16 protein-coding genes are annotated in these 24,179 nt (G+C 59.8%); 9 read left to right on the top strand and 7 right to left on the bottom strand.

The window, feature by feature from the left end; genetic code table 11:
* Positions 1-567: 567 nt before the first annotated feature.
* From K9B37_RS10885 to K9B37_RS10850, 8 genes are all read left to right on the top strand, one after another.
* Positions 568-2,112, top strand: coding sequence for a sugar ABC transporter ATP-binding protein (locus K9B37_RS10885; protein WP_224313108.1), 1,545 nt, complete (start codon positions 568-570; stop codon positions 2,110-2,112).
* A 29-nt stretch (positions 2,113-2,141) separates the two neighbouring features.
* Complete coding sequence (locus K9B37_RS10880) at positions 2,142-3,113, top strand: ABC transporter permease (protein WP_224313309.1); 972 nt, start codon at positions 2,142-2,144, stop codon at positions 3,111-3,113.
* 115 nt (positions 3,114-3,228) lie between these two features.
* The gene (locus tag K9B37_RS10875; RefSeq protein ID WP_224313107.1) at positions 3,229-4,170 is read left to right on the top strand and encodes an ABC transporter substrate-binding protein; all 942 of its coding nucleotides are present in this window, start codon (positions 3,229-3,231) and stop codon (positions 4,168-4,170) included.
* Between the two features lie 765 nt (positions 4,171-4,935).
* Positions 4,936-6,576: an L-serine ammonia-lyase gene (locus K9B37_RS10870; RefSeq protein WP_224313106.1), complete on the top strand. Its 1,641-nt coding sequence runs from the start codon at positions 4,936-4,938 to the stop codon at positions 6,574-6,576.
* A gap of 195 nt (positions 6,577-6,771) precedes the next feature.
* A complete protein-coding gene (pflB, locus tag K9B37_RS10865; protein WP_224313105.1) occupies positions 6,772-9,120 on the top strand; it encodes a formate C-acetyltransferase in 2,349 nt (782 codons plus the stop codon).
* Positions 9,121-9,124: 4 nt separating this feature from the next.
* Positions 9,125-9,946, top strand: a complete 822-nt coding sequence (gene pflA, locus K9B37_RS10860) for a pyruvate formate-lyase-activating protein (RefSeq protein ID WP_224313104.1) — start codon at positions 9,125-9,127, stop codon at positions 9,944-9,946.
* Positions 9,947-9,955: 9 nt separating this feature from the next.
* Positions 9,956-11,524, top strand: a complete 1,569-nt coding sequence (locus K9B37_RS10855; protein ID WP_224313103.1) for an aspartate:alanine exchanger family transporter — start codon at positions 9,956-9,958, stop codon at positions 11,522-11,524.
* A gap of 158 nt (positions 11,525-11,682) precedes the next feature.
* On the top strand, positions 11,683-13,155 hold the full coding sequence (locus K9B37_RS10850; RefSeq protein ID WP_224313102.1) for a porin: 1,473 nt from the start codon (positions 11,683-11,685) through the stop codon (positions 13,153-13,155).
* 688 nt (positions 13,156-13,843) lie between these two features.
* On the opposite strand, the gene K9B37_RS10845 is transcribed toward K9B37_RS10850, so the two are convergent.
* The 6 genes from K9B37_RS10845 to K9B37_RS10820 all read right to left on the bottom strand — a co-directional run bounded on the left by K9B37_RS10845 (position 13,844) and on the right by K9B37_RS10820 (position 21,989).
* Positions 13,844-16,603, bottom strand: a complete 2,760-nt coding sequence (locus K9B37_RS10845; protein WP_224313101.1) for an SH3 domain-containing protein — start codon at positions 16,601-16,603, stop codon at positions 13,844-13,846.
* Positions 16,604-16,766: 163 nt separating this feature from the next.
* Entirely contained in the window at positions 16,767-17,405 is a 639-nt protein-coding gene (locus K9B37_RS10840) for an SGNH/GDSL hydrolase family protein (protein WP_224313100.1), read from the bottom strand.
* Positions 17,406-17,548: 143 nt separating this feature from the next.
* Positions 17,549-18,643: an alpha-hydroxy acid oxidase gene (locus K9B37_RS10835; protein WP_224313099.1), complete on the bottom strand. Its 1,095-nt coding sequence runs from the start codon at positions 18,641-18,643 to the stop codon at positions 17,549-17,551.
* 124 nt (positions 18,644-18,767) lie between these two features.
* Positions 18,768-19,121, bottom strand: a complete 354-nt coding sequence (locus K9B37_RS10830; protein WP_224313098.1) for a RidA family protein — start codon at positions 19,119-19,121, stop codon at positions 18,768-18,770.
* A gap of 33 nt (positions 19,122-19,154) precedes the next feature.
* Positions 19,155-20,261, bottom strand: coding sequence for an NAD(P)/FAD-dependent oxidoreductase (locus K9B37_RS10825; protein ID WP_224313097.1), 1,107 nt, complete (start codon positions 20,259-20,261; stop codon positions 19,155-19,157).
* Positions 20,262-20,378: 117 nt separating this feature from the next.
* A complete protein-coding gene (locus K9B37_RS10820) occupies positions 20,379-21,989 on the bottom strand; it encodes an ABC transporter substrate-binding protein (protein WP_224313096.1) in 1,611 nt (536 codons plus the stop codon).
* 189 nt (positions 21,990-22,178) lie between these two features.
* On the opposite strand from K9B37_RS10820, the gene K9B37_RS10815 reads away from it, so the two are divergent.
* Positions 22,179-23,069 carry a LysR substrate-binding domain-containing protein gene (locus K9B37_RS10815; RefSeq protein ID WP_224313095.1) on the top strand — a complete coding sequence of 297 codons (891 nt, stop codon included), beginning with the start codon at positions 22,179-22,181 and terminating at the stop codon, positions 23,067-23,069.
* Between the two features lie 89 nt (positions 23,070-23,158).
* On the opposite strand, the gene K9B37_RS10810 is transcribed toward K9B37_RS10815, so the two are convergent.
* A partial coding sequence (locus K9B37_RS10810; protein ID WP_224313094.1) for an autotransporter outer membrane beta-barrel domain-containing protein occupies positions 23,159-24,179 on the bottom strand: 1,021 nt, incomplete at its 5' end.

Below are 24,179 nucleotides of genomic sequence, written 5' to 3'. Positions count from 1 at the left end.
GTAATCGACCGGCACCGGATCTTAGCCAACCCTGAAGGGTCAGCAAGATTGCAAGAGACCTTCCACGCATCAAAGTCTGCGATAAATTCCATCACGCTGCGCAGAGAGCAGCAGGTCTAGACACAGTTACATGAACCGGGGCCGCTCTTGGGCACATCGCCGACACTTCCGCCCGGCAGGCAATCGGCCGACGCAATCCTGAGATCGACCTCTCGCGACAAGTATGCTGGATCCGTCCCGATAGACGATGACACGTAATTACATGATCGCCGTTACGGTTGGCCCTCTTTCGGCAAATGCCGTCGCCACGTTTTGGGGGCGCCAGCTCGACATGAAATTTTATTTCAGTTGCCTCGTTTCGTTCTTCATGAATATCATCTTTTCATAAGAGGAAGCCTCAGGATCTTTAGTCCCCTCACACTCTGTGAGTGTCGGGTAGGATCCTAAGAGGCTCGGATCGTCGAAGGGTGGCGGTCGGGAGGAGCATATGCGGATCAGGGGCAATGTCCTGCCCATCACCGCACCGGCACGAAGTCGCGCGCCCGCCCGTCCGAGGAGCGCGGCTCCATGATGCCGCTCGTTACAATCGCGAATCTGGACAAGGCATTCCCTGGCGTACAGGCGCTCAAGCAGGCGCGGTTTGAACTCCTTCCCGGCGAGGTTCATGCTCTCATGGGGGAAAACGGCGCAGGAAAATCGACCCTGATGAAGATCCTCGCCGGCATCTACAAAAAGGACGCCGGGGAGATCTGCATCGATGGCATTCCGGTCGACATCACCTCGCCTCGTGCTGCGCAAGATCTGGGTATCAGCATCATTCATCAGGAACTCAACCTGATGAATGACCTCACGGCCGCGCAGAACATCTTTATTGGCCGTGAGCCGAGGCGCGCTTTCGGGCTTTTCCTTGATGAGGACGCCCTCAACAGGAATACTGCGGATATTCTCGAACACATGAACCTGAGGCTCGACCCGCGCGTCGAGGTTGGCGAATTGACCGTCGCCAAGCAACAGATGGTCGAGATTGCCAAGGCCCTGTCATTCAGATCCCGGGTCCTGATCATGGACGAGCCGACAGCCGCCCTGAACAGGTCGGAGATACTGGAATTGTTCAGCATCATCCGCCAGCTCAAGGCCAACGGCGTGGGCATCGTCTATATCTCTCATAAGATGGATGAGCTGAAGGAGATCTCCGATCGCGTGACCGTCATGCGCGACGGCGAGTATGTCGGAACGGTCCCGACGGCCTCCACGACGATTGACACCATCATTTCCATGATGGTTGGTCGCAGCCTGACCGAGACGAAATCGGAAGTTCCGGATCTGTCGCGTCACGAGGTCATGCTGGAGGTCCGCAACCTCAGTCGGGGCTCGGCTATTCGTGATGTCAGCTTTCATTTGCGAAAGGGTGAAATCCTTGGCTTTGCCGGCCTGATGGGCGCGGGACGGACCGAAGTCGCGAGAGCGATCTTTGGTGCCGATCCCATCGATGGTGGTGAAATCCTCGTCCGCGGCAAGCCTGTTGAAATCGGATCGCCTGAGGACGCCGTGCGGCTAGGCATTGGCTACCTCTCCGAGGACAGAAAGCGGTTCGGGCTCGCGACAGGCATGGACGTCGCGACCAATATCGTGATGCCATGCCTGGGCCGCTTCCTCTCCATGCACGTCTTTCTAAAGGTCCGGGCAATCCGGGAGACGGCGCGCGCCTATATCAGGCAGTTGCGCATCAAGACCCCCTCAGACTCTCAGGAAGTCCGGTTTCTGTCTGGCGGCAATCAGCAGAAAATCGTGATCGCGAAATGGCTCGCGCGGGATTGCGAGATCCTCTTTTTCGATGAGCCGACACGCGGAATCGACGTCGGTGCGAAGAACGAAATTTACAAGCTTCTGAACGCCCTGGCCGCCCAAGGCCGCGCCATTGTCATGATTTCCTCCGAGCTTCCCGAGATCCTTCGTATGAGCCACCGAATTGCCGTGATGTGCGAAGGACGTCTCACCGGTGAATTGCCCGCCGAAGGGGCGACGCAGGAGGACATCATGCGGCTCGCCACGCAACGACAAAGCATAACGACAGACGCCGCGGATGCGATGATAAGGGAATCAACCACGTGACGACCCTTGCCGAACAAGAAGCCGGAACGATCACGAAATCCGCCGTATTCAGTCAGGGCACGTGGCAGAAGATCCTCGCCTTTGCGAGCCTGATCGTGCTGATGGCGGTCTTCAGTATCGCCTCCGAGAATTTTCTCCAAAGAGATAACCTGATCGGCATCCTGCAGGCCACAGCCGTAAACGGTGTCCTCGCCGTTGCCGCCACGTTCGTGATCATCACCGGCGGCATCGATCTGTCGGTTGGCACCTTGATGACCTTCTGCGCGGTCATTGCGGGCGTCTTTCTGACTTACTGGGGTCTACCGCTGCCTGTGGGCATCATCGCGGCCATTGCGGCCGGCGGCCTGTGCGGCTCCGTGTCAGGCACGATTATCGCCAAGATGAAGGTCCCTCCATTCATTGCGACACTCGGCATGATGATGCTTCTGAAGGGACTGGCGCTCGTTATCTCCGGGACGCGCCCCATCTATTTCAATGATACGCCCAGCTTTCCCATGATTTCTCAGGAATCGCTCATCGGGGCAATCCTGCCATTTCTTCCGATCCCTAACGGCGTTCTCATCCTCTTCATTGTCGCCATCGTCTCGAGCATCATCCTGACCCGGACCGCGCTCGGCAGATATACATTCGCCCTCGGATCCAACGAGGAGGCGGTTCGTCTGTCCGGCGTCAACACCGATTTCTGGAAGATTATCGTCTATACGCTCTCCGGCTCGATCTGCGGCATCGCCGGTCTCATTATTGCGTCCCGTCTGAACTCCGCACAGCCTGCGCTTGGCCAGGGCTATGAACTCGACGCCATAGCCGCCGTTGTCATCGGCGGCACGTCCCTCAGCGGTGGGCGCGGCACCATTCTCGGCACGATCATCGGCGCGCTCATCATCAGCGTGCTCACGAACGGGCTGAGAATCCTATCCGTCGCGCAGGAATGGCAGACCGTCGTGACGGGGATCATCATCATTCTCGCCGTCTATGCCGACATCCTGCGCCGCAGAGGCTAAGGATACCGCACCCCTCGGCTACGAAGGAGGCAACGCCACGCAACTGACCGACTCTTATGGACGCTTATCCAGTTCGCGAACTGGAACCAACAAATAACGACCCAAGGAGGAAAACATGTGGAATAGACGCTCTCTGATCGGTGCCATCGGCATCGGCGCTCTTATCGGCCTCGCCAGTCCCGCGACGGCGCAGGAAACCTACATTCCCCTTATTTCAAAGGGTTTCCAACACCAATTCTGGCAGGCCGTGAAGGCCGGTGCCGAGCAAGCTGCCAAGGACAACGACGTGCGGATCACGTTCGAGGGTCCTGACAGCGAAACCATGGTCGACAAGCAGATCGACATGCTCTCTGCCGCTCTGGCCAAAAACCCGAAGGCCATCGGCTTCGCGGCTCTTGACAGTCAAGCAGCTATTCCTCTGTTACGAAAGGCACAGGCGGCCAAGATTCCGGTGATTGCCTTCGATTCCGGCGTCGACAGCGATATCCCGCTCACAACCGCAGCGACGAATAATCTTGCCGCAGCGGCGCTGGCAGCGGACAAGATGGCCGAACTCATCGGCGGCGAAGGTGATATCGCCCTCGTGGTTCATGACCAGACCAGTCGCACAGGCATCGATCGGCGTGACGGCTTCGTCAACCGGATCAAGGAGAAATACCCGAAGATCAACATCGTGAGCGTTCAATACGGCTCCGGCGATCATCTCAAGTCGACGGAGATCACAAAGTCGATTCTTCAGGCCAATCCGAAGCTCAAAGGTATCTTCGGCGCGAACGAGGGCTCGGCAATCGGTGTGGTCAACGGCGCCAAGGAAATGAACCGAAAGCTCGTCATCATTGGCTACGACTCCGGTAAGCAGCAGAAGCAGGCGATCCAGGACGGGTTCATGGCGGGCGCCATCACGCAGAACCCGGTCGGCATCGGCTACAAGACGGTCGAAGCCGCCGTGAAGGCGCTCAAAGGGGAGAAGCTCGATAAGGTCATCGATACGGGATTCTTCTATTATGACAAGTCGAACATGAACGATCCTAAGATCGCAGCAGTCCTCTACGATTGAGCCTCAATAATGGGGAGGGAAAGTCCCTCCCCCTACACCTCGCTATGTCAGTCGAGGGCACGTCTCCGTGATCTTTTCAACGTCGGTATGGAATTGATCGCCGTCCGCGCCTCCTCTAACCGAACCTGCGTTCCTGAACGGAAAATTCCGGCAGAAAGGGTTGCGCATCACCCTTGATCGCTCGCAGTTTTTCCTCGACAACGTCGGCTAATACGCATGTCGGATTCAATGCGCGCAACTCGTTCACAGCGTCTCTGATCTGCTGTAATTCCGATGGACAAAATGTCTCAGCGTTTTCGTTATTCAATTCTTGGTCTGAAGGCACGCCGGATCCTCCACTTGGTAAGCAAGACAGCAAATCGATTGGTACTTGAAGCATAATTACTGTAGGCTTGGCGGACTGCCCTCTCCATTGCGCGGGAGTTACGATTTCGTAATGAACGACGCCTTCGACCTGCTCAAGTCAGGTGAATACGCGCTCCGAGCTGGCTGTCACCGAGCGAAGCTCTGCTCAGTTACATTGATCAGATGATGGGTGGAACAGGGCGGACGAAGACCTTCCCATCAGGCTCCTGGCTCGGTCTCGGCATGTCTCAAACTGTCAAAGGGCTGTCCCTCTCAGTCAAGCATATCGATAGGGTCGAGTTACGGTAGCAGAGCTGTAGGGAGTTCTGGAAGCGACCCCGATATCCTTGTCTCCGAATGACAGCGGGGCCGTCCGATACTTTTGCCAAAACTCCGCGCCTAGACAGGAGTGCGGTCACGATGGACTCAACCAAAAATGACGATCTTCGTCCGGCATCGCCGGAGACGCCGGTTCCCGCGGGTATCGACCGGCGGGCCTTTCTCATGCGCAACGCCGCAATTGGCGCCGCCGCTGTCATGACGGGAACGACTTGGACTCCTGAGGCGCGTGCGCAGCAAGCCGCAACGGAAGCCGGTGCGCAGCAGGTAGCCAAGGCCGCCGCAGGAGGCGATGCCGGCCTCAAGATGAGCTCGGCCCTGTCGCCCGATCTCGACGTGGTCAAGGCAGCCAAGGGCCCGGTCATGACCTTGGTGGACGAGTTCTACAAGGTCGGGCCCGGTCCCTCGAGCTCGCACACGATCGGGCCGATGCGCATCACATACGACTTCTATCAGCGTTGCGCGAAGCTGCCGGCGGACCAACTGGCGCAGGCCACAGGTCTCAAGGTGCATCTGTTCGGAAGCCTGAGCGCCACAGGCAAGGGACACGGCACCGAGCGCGCCGCGCTGGCGGGTCTCGTAGGCAAGGAGCCGGCGACCGTCGATCCACGTTTCCTGGACGAAATGATCGTCAAGCCGGATCAAACATATCCGGTGCAACTCGGTGGAAAGACGCTCAACTTGTCGCTGGCCGACATCATCTATGACGCACCCAAGGGCGACTTCCCGCATCCTAACACCATGACTTGCCAACTCATGGCGGGAGACAAGGTCCTTTACGAGCAGGAATACTATTCCGTCGGTGGCGGCTTCATCGAATGGAAGGGGTACCAACCTCCCAAGAAAGGCGCGCCCAAATATCCCTATGCGACGATGAAGGAGTTGCGGCAGCATGCCGAGAACAACAACCTCTCTGTTGCCGACGTCGTCATGGCGAACGAAGTCGCGGTGTCCGGAAAAAGCGAGGACCAGATCAACGCCTTCCTGGACAAGATCGCCAACGCGATGCTCGCCACCGTCAAGACCGGCCTTTCCTATAAGGACGATGTCCTGCCTGGACCGATCAAGCTCCACTCGAAAGCGGCAACCGTCTGGGAAAGGGCGATGGACGAGAAATACGAGAGCGATCGCGCGATTGGGCTTGTTGCGGCCTGCGCCCTGGCGGCATCCGAAGAAAACGCCCGCGGGCACCTAGTCATCACCGCACCGACGGGCGGCTCCGCAGGGGTCATGCCGGCGGTGGTGTATGCTCTCACACAGAGTCCTCGCGCGGTGCCAATGGACAAGATCCGTCAGGGTCTCCTCGCCGGAGCAGCTGTCGGCTACCTGTGCAAGCACAACGCGACCCTTGCCGCGGCCGAAGGCGGCTGTCAGGCCGAGATTGGCGTCGCTTCGGGAATGGCGGCAGCCCTGATCGCGCAGACGCAGAATAGCTCGCCCCAAGTGATTGAAAATGCCGCAGAATCGGCAATCGAACATCATCTTGGCATGACCTGCGACCCGGTTGCCGGCTATGTGCAGGTTCCCTGCATCGAGCGCTGCGCCTTCGGGGCCGTGAAGGCCTGGACAGCCTTCATGATCGCGACCAATGAGATCGCGAGCCGGCATCGCGTCGATCTGGACACGACGATCAAGACACTGGCGGATACGGCCCGGGACATGAATCCGAAGTACAAGGAAACCAGCGAGGCAGGTTTGGCTCAGAATCTGACGCTCTGCTGATTCACTGAGACTGTGCGGAGAGCAGCGCACTCCGCACATTTTGCTCGGTTGCGATGCTCGTTCACGACTGGACTAAGGCACCGAAGAGGCGACTGCGCCCGCCCCTTCGGCATATCTACGCCCGCTGGGCCGCATGCCGATGGCTAGCGAGGCAACGAATGGGCAACCCAAAGTCTTCGCAGGGAGAAAGCCACCATGTCACAGGAAGGCCTAGACGCTCAGACGCCCACAGGTTCTCCGGACCAGGTGAAAGCAGTTCATCAGGCCAAAGCCCCTTCGGCCGTGACGTCGTCACCGGATGTCGCAGACAACGGCTCCGCCAGCGAATGGTCGGGCTTCGTTCCCGGGCGATGGCAGCATGTGATCGACGTCCGCGACTTCATACAACGCAACGTGACGTCCTATGAGGGCGACGAGGGATTTCTGGCTGCCCCCAGTGCGCGGACGAAGGCTGTCTGGGAAAAGCTACAGCCCTATTTCAAAGAGGAAATTCGCAAGGGTGTTCTGGATGTCGATGCCAAGACACCGTCGTCGCTGACCGCCCATAAGCCAGGATACATCGATCGGGACAACGAATTGATCGTTGGTTTGCAGACCGACGTACCATTTCGCCGCGCCATCATGCCCTATGGCGGCCTGCGCATGGTCGAATCCGGCTTAAAGGCGGCCGGCATCGAACCGGACCCCATCGTGCATGAAATCTTTACAAAATACCGGAAGACCCACAATGACGGCGTCTTCGACGCCTATACGCCCGAAATCATGGCGTGCCGGCGCAGCCACATCATTACCGGGTTGCCCGACGCCTATGGGCGGGGTCGCATCATCGGCGACTACCGTCGTGTCGCCCTTTACGGAACGGATCGATTGCTGGCGGCCAAGCGTGCCGACAGGGCGCTGCTCGACGCGAAGTGGCCGACCGATGATGTCATCCGGGAGCGCGAGGAACTTGCGGAGCAGATGCGCGCTCTGGCCGACCTGGCCACGATGGCCAAGAATTACGGTTGCGACATCACACGGCCGGCCACGAATGCGCGCGAGGCGGTGCAGTGGACATATTTCGGCTATCTCGGCGCGGTCAAGGAAGCGAACGGGGCCGCCATGTCGATCGGCCGCATCTCCTCCTTCCTGGATATCTATATCGAGCGAGATCTCAAGAGTGGCACCCTCGATGAGGCTGGTGCACAGGAACTCATCGATCAACTCGTTCAGAAACTTCGTATCGTGCGCTTCCTGCGGACGCCGGAATATGACGCACTGTTCTCAGGTGACCCCTATTGGGCGACGGAATGCGTAGGCGGCATGGATCTCAACGGTCGCGCACTTGTGACGCGGACCAGCTTCCGGACGTTGCACACGCTCACGAATCTCGGCCCTGCCCCGGAGCCGAACATAACAGTGCTCTGGTCCAAGCAGCTTCCCGACGCCTTCAAGCGGTACTGTATCAAGGTTTCGGCTGAAACGTCATCCATTCAGTACGAGAACGACGACCTGATGCGGCCCTATTGGGGCGACGATTACGGGATTGCCTGTTGCGTATCGGCGATGCGCATCGGCGGGCAGATGCAGTTCTTCGGAGCGCGGGTGAACCTCGGCAAGTGCCTTCTATACGCCATCAACGGCGGCCGGGACGAGGTCAGCGGCGATCAGATCGGCCCGGCATCCTCGCCGGTCGCCGGCGACGTCCTCGACTACGACGACGTGATGGAAAAGTTCGACGGGATGATGGAGTGGCTGGCGCGAACATACGTTCATTCCATGAACTGCATCCATTACATGCACGACAAGTATTACTATGAACGCCTCGAAATGGCGCTCCATGACCAGCAGATCCTGCGGACGATGGCATTCGGAATTGCCGGTCTCTCAGTCGTGGCGGACAGTTTATCCGCGATCAAGTATGCGAAGGTCAAACCCGTTCGTCGCGATGACGGGTTGGTCGTCGCATACGAAATTGAGGGCGATTTTCCGAAGTACGGCAACAACGACGACCGGGTCGACAGCATCGCCGCCGACCTCGTCTCCACCTTCATGAAGAAGATCCGCAAGCACCCGACTTATCGCAATGCGGTCCACACACAGTCGGTGCTAACGATCACGAGCAATGTGGTCTACGGCAAGAATACGGGCAATACCCCGGACGGACGCAAGGCCGGCGAGCCTTTTGCTCCCGGCGCCAATCCGATGCACGGCCGAGACAGCCACGGATGGCTGGCGTCCTGCTTGTCCGTCGCGAAGCTGCCCTATGCCGATGCACAGGACGGCATCAGCTACACAGTCTCGGTGACGCCAAGCTTCAACCGCTTGGACCAGAGTGAAAAGATCGGACAGGCCGTGAAGGTCCTCGACACTTATTGCGGCCAAGGCGGGTTCCACATGAACCTCAACGTTCTCAATCGCGACACATTGCTCGACGCGATGGAGAATCCGGACAAGTACCCTCAGTTGACGATCCGCGTCTCGGGCTATGCGGTCAATTTCGTTCGCCTCACGCGGGAGCAGCAGATGGATGTGATCAGCCGGACTTTCCACGGCGAGGCTTAACGTCATGGCCGATGAGCCCTGGGCACACAGCCGATACGATTTGCGTCTGGCTCAATCGCCGGACGCTCCGGAGACGGCCGAATTCAACGATCAAAAGGGCGACTTCGGCTGGATCCACTCCTACGAAACCGGTTCCACCGTGGATGGGCCCGGAATCCGCGTCACGGTGTTCATGAGCGGCTGCCTGCTGCGATGCCTCTATTGCCACAACCCCGACACATGGCATCTCAAAGACGGCACAAGCGTCCCCTTCGAGCGTGCGGAGCGCGCGCTGGCCTCCTATGCGGCGCCATTGCGCGCCATGGGAGGCGGATTGACGATATCGGGCGGCGAGCCGTTGGTCCAACTGCACTTCACACAGCGCCTATTTGCGTCCGCGAAAGGAATGGGCCTCCACACTGCGCTGGACACCTCGGGCTTCCTCGGGGCCAGAGCCGACGACGACTATCTTCGCAATGTGGACCTCGTCCTGCTCGACATCAAATCCTGGGATCCGGCCACCTATCGCCGTACGACAGGTCAGGATGTCAAGCCGACGCTTCGGTTCGCTGAGCGCCTGGCTGCCCTTGGAAAGCCGGTATGGGTCCGCTTCGTGTTGGTGCCGGGCCTTACCGATGATCCGGCCAATATCGAAGGCATTGCCCGGTTCGTTGCCCCGATGAGCAACGTCGAGTGGGTCGAGGTCCTTCCCTTCCATCAGATGGGCGTCTTCAAGTGGAAGACCATGGGCCTCCAATACGAGCTTTTGGATACTCCAACACCGTCACCGGATTTGGTTGCGCGGGTCATAGGGCAATTTCGTGATGCCGGCTGCCGCGCAAGATAGGAAATGGCGATGATCGATATCGTTCGGACCTTGCTCGAGTCGTCGCCATTGCTGGCCCTGTTCCTGTCAATTGCAGTCGGTTATGCAATTGGTCAGATTTCGTTCGCAGGCGTTTCGTTCGGCGCCGGCGCGGTGTTGTTCAGCGGCCTGCTCATCGGAGCCATTGCTCCGAAGGCTGCGCCTCCCGGCCTCGTCGGCACTCTCGGCCTAGTCATGTTCGTTTATGGCGTAGGCATTCAATACGGACCGCAATTTTTTGCAAGTCTGCGCGGACCGGGATTGAAATACATTGCCCTCGCAGCTGCAGCGGTCATCTGCTCGCTTGGCGTCTCTCTCCTCGTCGCCAAGCCCCTCGGCATTTCCCTTGCAACGGCTGCCGGCCTGTTCGCCGGTTCGGGGACCAGCACGCCGACATTGCAAGCTGCCCTTGCGGCAGCGGGCAACCAGGAACCGACCATCGGGTATTCCGTGTCGTATCCGTTCGGCGTAGTCGGTCCAATCATACTGATGACAATGATGGCTGCTCTGGTCAAACCCAAGTTTGCGCCACCTGCTCAGAATGTCAGAGTTGCAGAACTGACGCTCGATGCCAAATGCCAGGATCGAACCCTCGAAGAAATGACCGTCCTATTACCGAGCGACGTCAAGGTCGTCGCCGTCCGGCAACATCATGCCAATGCACCACCTGTGCCAGGGACAAGGCTGCACGAGGGCGACGGCCTCCTGCTTGTCGGCAGCCCGGCAAGCATCGAACAGGCAAAGGCATCGATGGGCCGGGAGGATCCGGGGCGCATCAGTCGAGATCGAGCCAATTACGACGTCGTGCGGGTTTACGTTTCGAAGCCGACCTTTGTCGGCCGGCCCTTGCGAGACGTACCCCTTCCCGACTTTCCGGTCGTGATTTCGCATATACGCCGCGGGGATTTGGAGCTCATTGCGACACCCGATCTGATCATCGAATTCGGCGATCTGCTCGTGGCTGCCGTCCCTACCGACAAGAAGGCGGAGGTTCAGCGCTACTTTGGCGATAGCATCAAGGGCAATGCTGAATTGTCCTTCGTCTCGATCGGGGTGGGAATTGCGCTTGGCCTCCTGCTTGGCATGGTCCCGGTCCCCCTGCCCGGCGGCACCACTTTCAGCCTAGGCGTCGCAGGCGGACCTCTCGTCATGGCGCTCATTCTTGGCTGGCTGGGCCGTACCGGACCAATTGGCTGGAGAATGCCAGTTGTCGCGAACCTCGTGGTCAGAAATCTTGGCCTGTCTGTCTTTATCGGCACGGTCGCCATCGGGGCAGGTAGCCCCTTCGTGCAGACGGTGGCGTCAAACGGCATCCAGATTCTTATCGGTGGGGCTGCAGTGCTGCTGACGCTGGTCCTCGTCGTCCTGGTTGGTGGATATCTGATGCGCATCCCCTTCGACGAGCTGCTGGGCGTCTGTGCCGGATCGACCGGCAATCCCGCCATCGTCGCCGCTGCAGGACGCCTCGCTCCGACAGAGAGAACCGATATCGGCTATGCGATTTGTTTCCCAAGTATGACGGTCATCAAGATCATCGCCGTTCAAGTTCTCCTAAGTTGATCTCATAGCCAGGCCGAGGCGAGTGGTGCAAAGAAGCAACAACAAATGGGATCCGCTTGGCCGCGGCGGGGGGATCAAGGTGCCTGCTTGACGGTTCTCAGCCCATCAGCCTAAGTATTCAACATGACAAGCGTGGCCTTGATCTCGGAGCGTATTGCATGGCGCCTATCCGAATTCTGGTGTGCGGTTCTGTTGCAGGACTTATAGCGGCTTGTACCGCCCAGGCTGCCGACCTTCCGGCCAAAGCCACAGCTCCTGTCGAGTACGTTCGGGTCTGTACAACTTACGGCGAGGGCTTCTTCTACGTTCCTGGTACGGAAGGCTGCTTACGGATCTCAGCCCGTGCTCGTGCCGACTATCGCTACGTCGAACCATTTGCCCGTGCTCAGGATATCGACGGATTCCGCGCCCGCGGCCGCGTGAACCTCGACTATCGGACGATGACAGCATACGGCATGGTGCGTGCGTATATTCGCTATGAGATCGATCGCAACTCGGGCGTCTTCACAAATACCGGGCAAGTTACGACCAATCCGAAGATCCAGGAGGCCTACGTCCAGTTCGGCGGCCTCACTGCCGGTCGCGTGGTGTCGTTCTTTACTAATCCGAACCTGCCAGTACCGAACTTCGGCGATCTTCGCTTCGACGACCCCACAAACGCCGATGTGGATCTGCTGGCCTATACCTATTCTTTCGGAAATGGTCTCTCCGCGACGTTATCGATCGAGGATAGCCTCGAGCGGCGCGTCAATAACACATTAGCGTTCCCGCTGTTCGGCTCCGGTGCAACGACGCCTGTTTTTGCGCCGATTCCATTCACGTATGGCGGTCAGCGCATGCCGAACATCGTCGGGAACGTGCGCTACGAACAGCCCTGGGGCGGCGTACAGCTTTCCGGCGCACTGCATCAGATCCGCGATGTCTTCGCTGGAGTCACGACATCCGGCGGCGTGACGGTTCCCGTAATCAACCCGATAACCGGCCTGCCGAATCCGACATATGCAGGTACGGATTACGGTTTTGCGTTTGCCTTTGATGCCTACGCCAATCTGCCGTTCCTCGGCGCGGGCGACAATGCCTGGATCTCGATGACCTATACGGATGGGGCCGTAGGCTTCCTCAATGCAGGTCAGGCAGGCCCCATCGGTCCACCCGCGCCCGGGAACGGTTCTATCTCGGCCGGACCTTTTTCTCTGCCTTTCACAGATGCCTTCGTCGACCCTTATACGGGTAAGTTCAAGACCAACAGGGCCTATAGCATTGCGGGCGGCATCAGTCACAACTGGACTTCGGCTTGGCAGACGAACGTGTTCGGCTCATGGATGCGTTTCGATGCCCCGGGCAGCGCCCAGTTCGTGATACCCGTAACAACCGCGACCCTCGCTACGGGCACCGCTGGCACCGTGACCGGTATCGTCGACTTCAATGAGTATCGCATCGGCACCAACACGATCTGGACGCCGGTGACCGGTCTCCATCTCGGCGCCGAGGTGCTTTATACACGCGTTGATCCGCGCGGGCGCGTACCGGTTTCACTGACCGACGCGGCTGGCAATGCCACCGGCTTTTATAAGGCAAGCAGCTTCGGCGACTTCTGGGAAGGCCGCCTGCGCGTCCAGCGCGATTTCTGAACACTTGTGCTGGCATCTGCCAGCACAACCCAAGAAGTTTCCTAGGTTTCGGTCCGTCAAGCGAACATCAGTTTTGCGTCTGGATGCAGGCGAGCTGCAGTGCTGATTTCTTGAGCGAAGCGCCGGTCGAACCTCGCCCGTCGTGTGGAAATGAGGCCCAGTCTTTACGCCAATAATGCTCTAGCGTCTCTCGGCACGCCATCGCCCTGAGCAATTCACTCTTCCAACGGCGGCCCAGTCGCCAGACCCAGATTGCCCGCTCAACCTGCCCGTTACGTCAACCCGTGTCCTATTGCGCTGGACGCTCCCCTGTAGACGTCCACCGGGCTCCAGTCCGCCCGTGATATTAGCTCTGCTTGGAGCGCCTTTGCGCACGGCCCCGTTTTCGATCACGACGGCGTAATGATGAACCCTACTGCAGACGCCTTTCTCCGGCGTGGCTTCCACATTCCAATGGCCGTCGAACTGCCGTTGCTGCGCGATCGCCCAACCGCCAGCTGAGCTCAGCGCAATCGCAAGGATTGATCGGATCAGAGCAGGATGCATGGAAAGGCCTCTCGACGCTATGTTTCCCTCATGAGTCAATATGTCGGAGTTCCGTGGCCTTCCGGCGCGCTTCCATCAACATCGGCGACATCGGACGCCCGCCGCTTGCCGTTGCAGCATAAAGCCATCGTCGTGCATGGGTCTAACGACGGCCGCCGCGACCTCCGAAACCTCCACGGCCGCCTCCGAATCCGCCCCCACCCCGGGGTGCGAAGCTCCGCTGTGCGGAGAAAGAGGATGCCCCACGAGAGAACTGTGCCGACGGCGGCCGATACAATTGTTGGCTTGCCATCTGCCTTTGGTTTCCGAGATTGCGGGTCTGCACATCCCGCATCAGATTCTGAGGCAGGGGCTGCGCCGCGTCTGGCCGCTGCGCCGAGGGACGCGGCTTTGCGGCGGGGCGTTGCTGTGACGTCCCCTGTCGCGGCGTCGCGCGTTGTTGCGTCGCCTGCTGGCGAGCCGAAGCGGATGGGCGTGTTTGCGCCGTTGCACGTTGCGCATCGCGCTGACGACCGGCTTCAGCCCCCGCGCGATCCCTGACGTTCTGATCCGTACCTGTCGCCAACCGCTGGCCGAGGGCAGCACCTGCCGCACCCGCGGCACCAGCGCCCGCAAGGTTTCTTAACGCCTCGCCGCCGCCTCGTTCCTGAAGTCTATCGCGCGCCTCGGGAGAAAGCGCTTCTCGGCCCTCGCCGCGCTGGAGAAGCGCTCCTTGCTCCGGCCGTGCGACGTTTTGCCAGCCGCCATCGAAACGCTGCCAACCCTCGCCGGTATTGCGATAAACATTGCCGTCCCGACCCGCGTAAATGTCGCCACGCCGCCCCTCGCGGATGAAGCCCTGACCGTTGGATGTGTTCCAGCGCAGAGCAGAGCCACCGGCCGCCGTGGACCGAGCCGTCGCTCGCGCCCACTCTGATCCGCGCTTGACCCCGGCGGACTTCCAGGCGCCATACACATTGCGCCCACCCGCGATATACCCGGCGCTGTCCGTGCGTGGATTATATGCTCCGACAAAACCGGCAGTGCCGCGCGGGCCCCATGCGGCTCCGCCGCGAACATAAGTCCCGGTACCTGGATTCCAGGTCCTTACCCCTGCGATACCCCGGTATGGCCCGTAGGCATAGCCATAGCGGCCATAGACGCCGCGAACCGGATTGTAGTAGGCGCCAATTCCCCATGTGGCCGGCCGCGGATAGTAGATCGGATTGGCGTAACCGGGCCAATTGTACCAATAGGCAGGGTAGGACCAACCGGTTCCATAGACATACGTGCCCCATGCCAGGAAGCTGAACAGGTAGCCCATGGTATAGCCGTACCAAACAGCGTCAGGTTCGGTGTCGTACACGCGCACATAGGTGGCGTTGTAAACGGGCGAGGACGTCGGGATCCCATAGATGGCGTCAGGCACCTCGCGGGCGAGTTCCCACGGGCCATTTGGGTTGCTCGCTACGAACCAGACTCCATCCTGAAGCAGGAAGTAACGCTCGCCCACCCGGATCACGGTGTCGGTGGTGTTGGTTGCATAAGCAAGATCGGTGGCCTCGATGGGAGCAAATTGAGGGTCGCCCGCATAAGTGATCGTCGGCGTGATCGAACCCGTCGTGACTCGAGCCGTAGTGGGAATGCTGGCTTTCAAACGTGCCTCTGCACTCTCCGACGTGCCGGGCACCGCCGCGCGCACGGCGTAATACGGTGCGTCCTCAGGAATGTTCTGGAAATCGGTCGGCAGATCGGGCGTAGCAAACGTCCATGGCCCAGTGAGTTCCGGCGCGCGGAACCAGCGACCCGAGAGCAACACGTACCACTGTTTCGTGGGCTTTTGGAAGAAGACGTCAGATTCCGTATTGGAGACCCATTGAAGCGAAGTCTTCGGAACATCTTGGAGAGCTGGCTTGCCATCGAACAGGATAAGCTCGGACGGCACATCGGATGTCGTGACCTTCGGTACTTTGCCTTCCGGATAGCGCTCTGGTGACATCGCCGCCCGAGCGTCGGCCCAACTGCTGTCATCGGGCAGGTCTTTCAGCAGCGAGGGCAGTTCAGTGACAGGCGTCCAGGGCCCGCTCATCGCGCCGGCCGTCAGCCAGTGCGTGTCATCGCGAAGATAGAGAGCCTTGTTCTCGTCGCTCCGGAAGAGATCCCAGTTCGTATTGACTACAAAGGACAGGCCCGACTTCCCCTTGACGGGCGCAAAGGCAGGCTCGCCGTCGCTCTGGACGAGAATTGCCGGTTCGGTCGACACAAAGATCCGGGGCGGATCGGCCTTGAGCCCGGTAACATCCGTCATTCGCTTCTGCTCGGCGAGGCTCGCGGCCACCCGCGCTTCGGATACGGTGACCGGGCCGGTCGGCAGGATCTTGCCCGTCTCCACGGCAAGCGCCGTCAGGTCGTCCCGGCCAAGACCAGAGAAATTCAACTCGGTGACCGTGATGTCGCTGATCACGACTTCTCCGGCATCCTCATCATAGGACGTCGCACCCTTGACGCCGATCACGCCGAATACCGGATTGGCGTTGGGCGTCTTCACATACTCGGCGGCGACCAATGCCTCGATTGTCTTGAAGCCAATCCATTCGGTGAACTGCGGCTGATAGAGAACCATGCGGCCATTGCCGACATCGTAAGAGCGGGGCCAGCCTTCGGACTCCTTGCTTTCCTTCAGATAGCGACCGCTGATGAAGCCGTTACGCCCCTTTGCAGTGACGGCACACCAGCTGCCCGAAGACTCACAGTCACCGATATCGACAGGAGTTCCAGCGGCCAGGGTCTGAAGAGAAGAAAAGTTGGTTCCAGGCCCCGAGCGAAAATTCACGCTGGTCGTCGTGACTCCAGGCGTCGCGAACGCAGGTGTGATAGCAACGATCGGCACGAGCAAGAATGCAATGGTGCTGCGGACTCGCATAGAAGTCTCCGGCGCATCTGCCATGAAGCAGGCACACACAGGTGCAGCATCCACGATGCCAAGTCTCACTCAACGTGCTTGATCGTCTGGGACGCCGACTTGACAATTTGGGACGATCTGGACGGCCGCTTCATGCGGGGCGACTTCAGGAAACCCGCAATCGTCAGAGCTGACTGACCGCCTTCGCCACCGCCGATCCGAGTCTGCGATGTGCCTCGTCCTCGAAATGGATTCCATCCACGGGACTCACCTCAATGACCGATCCGGCATCAAGGAACCCCACTCCCCGCGCCTTGGCCAGCGCAGCGTAGAGTGCAGAGAGCCGAAGCGATATGTCACGCGCGCCGACAAACTCGGAACTGATCGGCCCCTGCTCCAGCACTGGTGGAGGGCAGACCACCAGAATACGAAAGCCACCATGCCGCTCCTGCATCTCAAGGCTCATGGCGATATCGAGGAGCCCGGCGATGCCGGCCACAATCTTCTCGGGCGTCGCCCCGAAACGCGTCTTGGTGTCGTTCGTCCCGAGCATGACCGCCAGGACATCAATGGGCCCATGGCTTTGAAGCGCGATCTTCAATCCATCGCGCCCGTCCATATGGGCCCCCATCACCGGATCGGGGAACTGTGTCGTCCGGCCCGGCAGACCCTCCTCCACCACCGTCCAATCCGGGAGGCTCGCGGCCACCACGCGCGGCCATCGTGTATCGACACCGAAGCGGCGGTAGGGCTGTCCCCGCGTGACGATCGGCGGTGTGCCGTGAGTATTGCTGTCGCCGAAGCAAAGAAGGGTACGGGTCATGGAGAAATCCGTCATGGCCGCGTCACGCTAGGGCTGCGTGGTTGGCTCGTCAACGCACCTTCGGCATCAGCGTCCGAACCGAACTTCATTGGCCGCAACCTCGAACGAGGGCGGACAGTGGCCACTGCCCCAAGACGCGGGCTCTACGGCTGATACAGATTTGCCTCGCTCAACTCCTCGACCCGGGAGCAGCCGAAATGGCCAAGGGTCGTCCAGAATTCGCGCTGAAGAAGTTCGAGAGTCCGCCGCACTCCGTACTCACCATCAGCTGCGAGACCGAGGGCAAGCAAGCGGCCCAGCGCCACCGCATCCGCGCCGAGAGCGAGAGCTGTCACAATGTCGCTCCCTCGACGAATCCCTGAGTCGAAGATGATCGGAACCTCTCCTCCCACCGCCTTGCGGATGGACGGCAGGACATCCAGTGCAGCAGGCGTCCGGTCGACTGTGCGACCGCCATAGTTCGAAACATAGAGCCCGGCGGCACCTGCATCGAGCGCTGCCTGGGCGTCCTTTACGCTCGTAATTCCTTTGACGATGCAGGGCAGAGGTGCGCGGGCAATTGCTCGGGCTGCCTGCTGCCAATTCCAGCGAGGGCGCGTGAAATCCAGCAGTTCGACGAGCGCAGCCGGATCGGACCGCCCTGCTCCGAAATTCGCAGGACCTTTCTCTCCGCGGATGGAGAAGCGATCCTCCATCATCCGCTCCCGCCATTGTCTAATCGGGGAATAGGTGACGCAGATATACTTATAGCCCGCAGCCTTGGCCCGCTCCATCATCTCCAGGACGGCGTCTTCATCACCGACGAACGTCATCTGGAACACGGAAGCTACGGACGAGGCGGCTGCGACATCCTCGAGCGAGTGCGACGACGCAACGGGCACCATCTGCTGAATGCCGACGGCCTGGGCCGCCCGCCCGAGCGCGAGGTGTCCCTCGGGATGAAACACAGCCTCGCCGCCGAAGGGCGCGACAAAGGCCGGGAAGCTCAGATCGAATCCCAAAACCTTCGTTCTTGTATCGGGATTGTCGATGCCGGCGAACATCGGCGTGTTGAAACGATAGCGATCGAACGCCGCAACGTTGTCCTTGAGGGTGACTTCGTCGCCAGTGCCGCACCAAAGGTAATTCCACTCGGTCTCCGACAGATGCCGTTGAGCATCACGGTGGATCCCGCGCAACGTTGTGTATTTCTCGTTGGTTGAGTAGCGATCATCCACTCGTCCGGTCTTCTGCGTCATCGATGTCGTCCTTTGGACTGAGTGTGATCACGGCAGCAGGCTTCAGCTGCCCCCTTGATAATTGGCTGCCGGCAAGAAACGGCTCGGCAGCCAATTCGTATCGCTGCGCTAGCCGCGGATCTTGCTATCGCGCAGCAGTGATGATCACCTCGATCAGGCGATTGGGATCGCCGAGGCTGGCGATGCCGATCGTCGCACGCGACGGGAGGTCATTCTCCGGGATCCATTCCAACCAGGCTTTGTTCATCTCTTCCTTCTGCGACATGTCGCTCAGATAGATGCGCGCAGCAAGAATCTTCGATTTGTCGGAACCGAGCTCGGCGAGAAACGTATCAAGTTTCGCGCAGATTTCCCGCGTTTGATCGGCCATCCCTTTTGAGATGTCGTTTGCCGCATGGCCGCCGAAATAGAGCACTCCGTTGTGCTCCACCGCGCCGTGCATGATCTTATGTTTCCGGTGACGGATGATTTCGGTCATTGGATATTGTCCTTCTTTTGAATGGAATTTGGCTCAGGCGGACGCCGGAGCATAGGGAGCAGTGTCAATCTCCGGTTTCTCGCCCATGCAGATCTGAGACAAGAGGCGTCCCGCGTAGGGACCAATGCTCAAGCCGGATGCCCCGAGGCCGTTGCCGATAATGAGGCCGTCCAGTCCCGCGACGCGTCCGAGGATCGGCTTGAAGCTGTCGCCGGCCGGCCGGAAACCGATGCGTGTCTCAATGATGGTTCCAGTCGCAAGACCCGGCGCAATCGCGAGACCTGCGTTGAGCACCTCGGCCTGGCCGCTCGCCGTGACCCGATAGTCAAATCCGGTATTGTCTTCGCGCGTCGCACCGATCACGACACGGGAATCGTCGAAAGCCAGCATGTAGTGGCTGGTCATCGGCAGCAGGACCGGCCAGGAACGGGTTTCGACGCCAGCAAGACGCAGATGCACAATCTGCCCTCTCTGCGGGCGGACTGGATGCTCGAGTCCGAGGGGCCGAAGAATTTGTGATGCCCAAGCGCCTGCGGTAACGACGACTTCATCCGCTTCGATCAAGCTGCCGTTGCTATCGATGCAACGCACCCGACCATCCTGCAGATCAAGCGACACATGATCGTGACGGAGCGTCGCTCCCATGGCCACGGCTGCGCGCGTCATGGCGGCGGCGAGAAGTCTTCCGTCAACTCGGGCACCGCCGGGAATATAGATTCCGTCGAGATCATCGCGAAGAGGCGGAAACAGTTGCTTCGCCTCCTTGGCCGATACGCGCCGAACGTCGCCAGCCTCAGGCGCATCGACGATGCGACTCTGAATTCTCTGCTCAGCCGCGTTGAGTTCGTTCCGGTCCTCTGCGACGACGAGCGCACCGACACGGCCGTAACCGAGATCAGTCTCCCCACGCCGCGTCAGCCCCTCCACCAGCTCTGCATAATACCGCGCGCCCGCACCATAGAGCTTATACCACTCGGGATCAGTGACCTTGGTGGCCCAGGGAGAGACAATGCCTGCTCCCGCCAGGGTCGCTTTTCCCTGATGAACCTCATCGATGATCTCAACTTCGATGCCGTTCATGGCAAGATGATAAGCGACACTGGATCCGAGGATTCCCGCGCCAATCACGACAACACGCATCTTCAAGCTCCACACGAGGAAATAAGCTGCGCGTCAGACCGAGAGGTGTGACGCGCGGTCACGAAAGATCGAAGGGGGAAGTGCAATTCCCCCTTCGATCTTTTGGAATAAGTACCGCTAGCGAACAGTCACGCCCGAGAAGCGGCTGGTTCCGAAGACGGCCGGAACGAAGCCTACGACGGACTTGTTGACGGCGAGGAGCGCCGATGAGCTGCCAAAGAGAATGGCAGGCACCTCGTCGTTGAAGACAACCTGCGCCTCTTTATAGAGTTCGGTACGCTGCTTTTGGTCCGTAATCTGACCCGCGCGGCCGATCAGATCGTTGAACTTGGCATCACACCAGGATCCAATGTTAGACGGGCTCGGCTTACCCTGCGAATTGCAGGTGAAATAGTTGTTCGGAATCTGGCTCGGATCCGGGAAGTCCCAAATGCCTCCGAACATGGCAGTCTTGCCCTCGCCCATCCGTGCGCGCTTGACGTACTCACCCCATTCATAGGTCACGATTTCGGCTTTGACGCCGATCTTGGCCCAGTCGGCCTGAATCAGCTCCGCTGCACGGCGGCCGTTCGGCATATACGGACGCGTCACGGGAAGCGCCCAGATCTGGGTCTCGAAGCCATTAGGATATCCGGCTTCGGCTAGCAGTGCCTTCGCCTTTTCAGGATCGTAGGGATGCCCCTTGAGATCGGGATTATGCCCCCAGAGCGAAGCCGGGATCAGCGCTCCCGTCACCGCGCCCGTCCCGTCGAAAACGATATCCACGAGCCCCTTCATGTTGACTGCGTATGCGAGAGCCTGGCGCACGCGCTTGTCCTGGAAAGGCTTCTCCTTGAAATTGAAATCGAGAAATCCAGATGACGCGACGGGTGTCTCGACCAGATTAAGCTTGGCGCTTTTCTTGATCTCCTCCCGGTCGGCGGGATTAGGCCCGATTGCAATATGGCACTCGCCCGCCAAAGCACGCTGCAAGCGAACCGGAGCATCCGAGGAGATCGGCATAATGAGATCGTCGACCTTCGGCGTACGCGCCGGATCCTTTGCCTTCTCGCCCCAAGTGTCATGGAACGCCTTGAACCGCACCGTCGCATTCGTCTGATAGACGGATAATTGGAACGGTCCGGTGCCGATCGGCTGCTGATCAAGGAGCTCAGGCGTTCCGGCCTTGAGCAACTGAGCCGCGTACTCAGCCGAGAGGATGACGAGCGATTGGTGAGACAGGATTCCCGTAAACGGGGCCAATGGCTCTTTGAGTGCGAATTCGACGGTATAGTCATCGACTTTCTTGACCGAGGCCAGGACGTCCGCGAGCTTGGTGTTGAACGTGATATAATTTCCGCCGCCAATCTTGTAGTAAGGATTGTCGGCCTTCATCATCCGCTCAAAGCTGAAGAGCACATCGTCTGCGTTGAAATCGCGCGACGGCTTGAATGCCTTGCTGGACTGCCATTTCACGCCGTGCCGCAGCTTGAACGTGTAGGTCTTGCCGTCCGCGGACACCGACCAGCTTTCTGCAAGGCTTGGCTCGAGTTCGGAACTGCCAGCCTTGACGGAGACGAGCTGGTCATAGATCTGACCGGTCACGGTGCTGGTGGTCGCGTTGCTCGACAACTGCGGGTTGAAGGTCTCCGGGCTCCCTTCAAGGCAAACGACGAGGCTGCTGCTCCATGCAGGCGACGCTCCCGCCAACAGAATCGCTAAAGTCCCCACGGAAATGGCTGATTTCATCGCACTTGGTCCCTTTGAGTATTATTGCTGCAAACACGCAGTTCCGAACGTTGCAGGCCTGACGAGGTTTTTCGCGCATCGCCTCGGGAGAGGGACTAGAAGCCCGCAGAATATGATTGTCAAATTGCTTTTCTGCTGTTCATTATAACCAAACCTCATGAAACACCGGATCACGGGCGCGAAAAAGCGATGAATATCAGGCAGATAGAGGCCTTTCATGCGTTCATGGAGACGGGATCGGTCACTCATGCAGGCGAACGCCTGGGCATTTCACAGCCTGCCGTCAGCAAACTGTTGAAGGGCTTCGCTGAGAGCTGCGGCTTCAAGCTTTTCATGCGCAGCAACGGGCGTCTGGTTCCAACGCTGGAGGCGCGCCTCGTAGCAGCGGAGGTGGAGAAGCTGATCGCCGGCACGCAACGGATCGAGCGCGTGGCGGCAGCTGTACGCAATCGCGAATGGGGTCAAGTGACGATTGCGGCGCTTCCCGCGCTGGCTTCCCGCTATCTGCCGCAAGCTCTTTCTCCCTTCCTTGCCGAACAGCCGGATCTCCGTCTGACACTTCAAAGCCGTGGCTCGCCGCGTATTGCGGAACTCGTGATGGCGCAGCAGGTCGATATCGGCCTCAGCATCCTTCCGTTCGATCATCCTGACGTCACGGCCGAGGCCGTCGTTCGATTTGATCTTATGTGCTTTTTACCTGCACAGCATTCACTCGCGAAGAAGACAACGGTCGGAGTGGAGGACCTGCGGAACGAATCCTTCATCTCCTTGGAAAGAGACGATTGCTCGCTGATGACGATCGATCGGGCGTTTCAAATGCGCGGGGTCCAGAAGCGTAATCAAATTGAAGTGCCGATGTCGGAGACGGCTTGCAGCTTCGTCGCCAACGGCATCGGCGTGTCGATTCTCCCACCCTTCGTTGGCATGGATTATTCATCGGATCGATTAATCCGTCGTCCGCTCCTGCCGAAGACATCCATGGATATTTGGCTGCTGACGTCCAGTCGCCGCCCGTTGTCTCTTGCTGCGCAGCAGTTGGTTGGATTCATCCGTGCCGCCTTGGCTCAGTTCCAAGCATAATTACCTTCCACGGCAACGTTAGGCATCGTCCGCGAGCGTCTGGTCGAGCAGATCTTGGACCGTTAAAGGCAGGACGTTGTCCGTCACGCTCACCGTGTTTCGAAGGTCCAGGTGAGGTTGCCTTTGAGGGAGTGCTCCTGCGCCCGCTGGCCGATCTGGCCGGCATAGTTGACGCTCAAGCTGATCGCCTCGGACGCCTGCCAGGCCAAGCCCGCTTCCGCAAGGAGCGCATCCCGGTCCACCGGCACCCCGGAGACCGCAAACGGCAGCGCCCCGCCGGCAAACGCCAGCAAGGCTTGCGGTTCGACATCACCATAGGCATGGCGCCAGCCGAGCAACCCTTTGAACGTCAGAGGCACCTCGGCACTCAGCCGGGCCTCGGCCCTGACCCCCAGCGTCGTGGTGCCAAGCTCATAGGTGCGGCCAACCCCGGTCAGGGCAGCAGCCCCGCCCTGTTCCTGGAAGCGCTCCGTCGACAGCCGCAGCACCGCGGCGCCGGCAAACGGCTCCAGCGCCACCGTGCCCCATCCAAAGCGATAGCCGAGTTCGCCAAAGCCCTGCAGGCTCGATCCGTCGGAGGACGAGCGGGTCGCATCGGCATAGCCGGGGAAGCTGATCGTGCGCCGCACATCGACGTCCTGCTGCGCAACTACCGCGCCCAAGCGCAGGTTGACCGCGCCCCAGCTTCCGGAACCGTAGAGCGCGCCGAAGATGCTGTCGGTCGAGCCCGAGGACAGCCGCGCATCGACATCGAACGACGTCGAGAGATAACCGCCAGCCAGACCCAGGCGGATGCCGTCGGTGAGCAGCGCATCGGCACCGAGCACGAAGCCGCCGGTCGCGGCATCGAGGGCCGCGGCATTGCCGTTCGAGCGGGTCTGGCCCCAGGAGCCAAAGCCTTCGCCCCACAGGGCATAGCGCGGGGCAACCGGAACCGGTGCCACCGCCACCGGGGCCACGGCCTGACCGGGGCGATCGGCGGCGAAGGCGGCAGGATACGATCCTTGGGCGAGCCGCGGCAGCGAGGAGGTGAGCAGCGGCTGGCGCAGGCGGGTGAGCAGGGCATTCTCGACCAGCTGGGCCTGGGCATAGCCGACGCTGACCGCCGAG

The sequence above is a fragment of the Microvirga puerhi genome, assembly GCF_020089865.1.
GTDB classification, from domain to species: Bacteria; Pseudomonadota; Alphaproteobacteria; order Rhizobiales; family Beijerinckiaceae; genus Microvirga; species Microvirga puerhi.
Note: the sequence above shows the minus strand (reverse complement) of the source record. Positions and strands in the feature narration are given on the sequence as shown.

Excerpts from the sequence above, each read along its gene's own strand:
- K9B37_RS10885 (WP_224313108.1), top strand. The coding sequence starts at position 568 with ATGATGCCGCTCGTTACAATCGCGAATCTGGACAAGGCATTCCCTGGC.
- K9B37_RS10875 (WP_224313107.1), top strand. The coding sequence starts at position 3,229 with ATGTGGAATAGACGCTCTCTGATCGGTGCCATCGGCATCGGCGCTCTT.
- K9B37_RS10870 (WP_224313106.1), top strand. The coding sequence starts at position 4,936 with ATGGACTCAACCAAAAATGACGATCTTCGTCCGGCATCGCCGGAGACG.
- pflB (WP_224313105.1), top strand. The coding sequence starts at position 6,772 with ATGTCACAGGAAGGCCTAGACGCTCAGACGCCCACAGGTTCTCCGGAC.
- pflA (WP_224313104.1), top strand. The coding sequence starts at position 9,125 with ATGGCCGATGAGCCCTGGGCACACAGCCGATACGATTTGCGTCTGGCT.
- K9B37_RS10855 (WP_224313103.1), top strand. The coding sequence starts at position 9,956 with ATGATCGATATCGTTCGGACCTTGCTCGAGTCGTCGCCATTGCTGGCC.
- K9B37_RS10850 (WP_224313102.1), top strand. The coding sequence starts at position 11,683 with ATGGCGCCTATCCGAATTCTGGTGTGCGGTTCTGTTGCAGGACTTATA.
- K9B37_RS10845 (WP_224313101.1), bottom strand. The coding sequence starts at position 16,603 with ATGCGAGTCCGCAGCACCATTGCATTCTTGCTCGTGCCGATCGTTGCT.
- K9B37_RS10840 (WP_224313100.1), bottom strand. The coding sequence starts at position 17,405 with ATGACCCGTACCCTTCTTTGCTTCGGCGACAGCAATACTCACGGCACA.
- K9B37_RS10835 (WP_224313099.1), bottom strand. The coding sequence starts at position 18,643 with ATGACGCAGAAGACCGGACGAGTGGATGATCGCTACTCAACCAACGAG.
- K9B37_RS10830 (WP_224313098.1), bottom strand. The coding sequence starts at position 19,121 with ATGACCGAAATCATCCGTCACCGGAAACATAAGATCATGCACGGCGCG.
- K9B37_RS10825 (WP_224313097.1), bottom strand. The coding sequence starts at position 20,261 with ATGCGTGTTGTCGTGATTGGCGCGGGAATCCTCGGATCCAGTGTCGCT.
- K9B37_RS10820 (WP_224313096.1), bottom strand. The coding sequence starts at position 21,989 with ATGAAATCAGCCATTTCCGTGGGGACTTTAGCGATTCTGTTGGCGGGA.
- K9B37_RS10815 (WP_224313095.1), top strand. The coding sequence starts at position 22,179 with ATGAATATCAGGCAGATAGAGGCCTTTCATGCGTTCATGGAGACGGGA.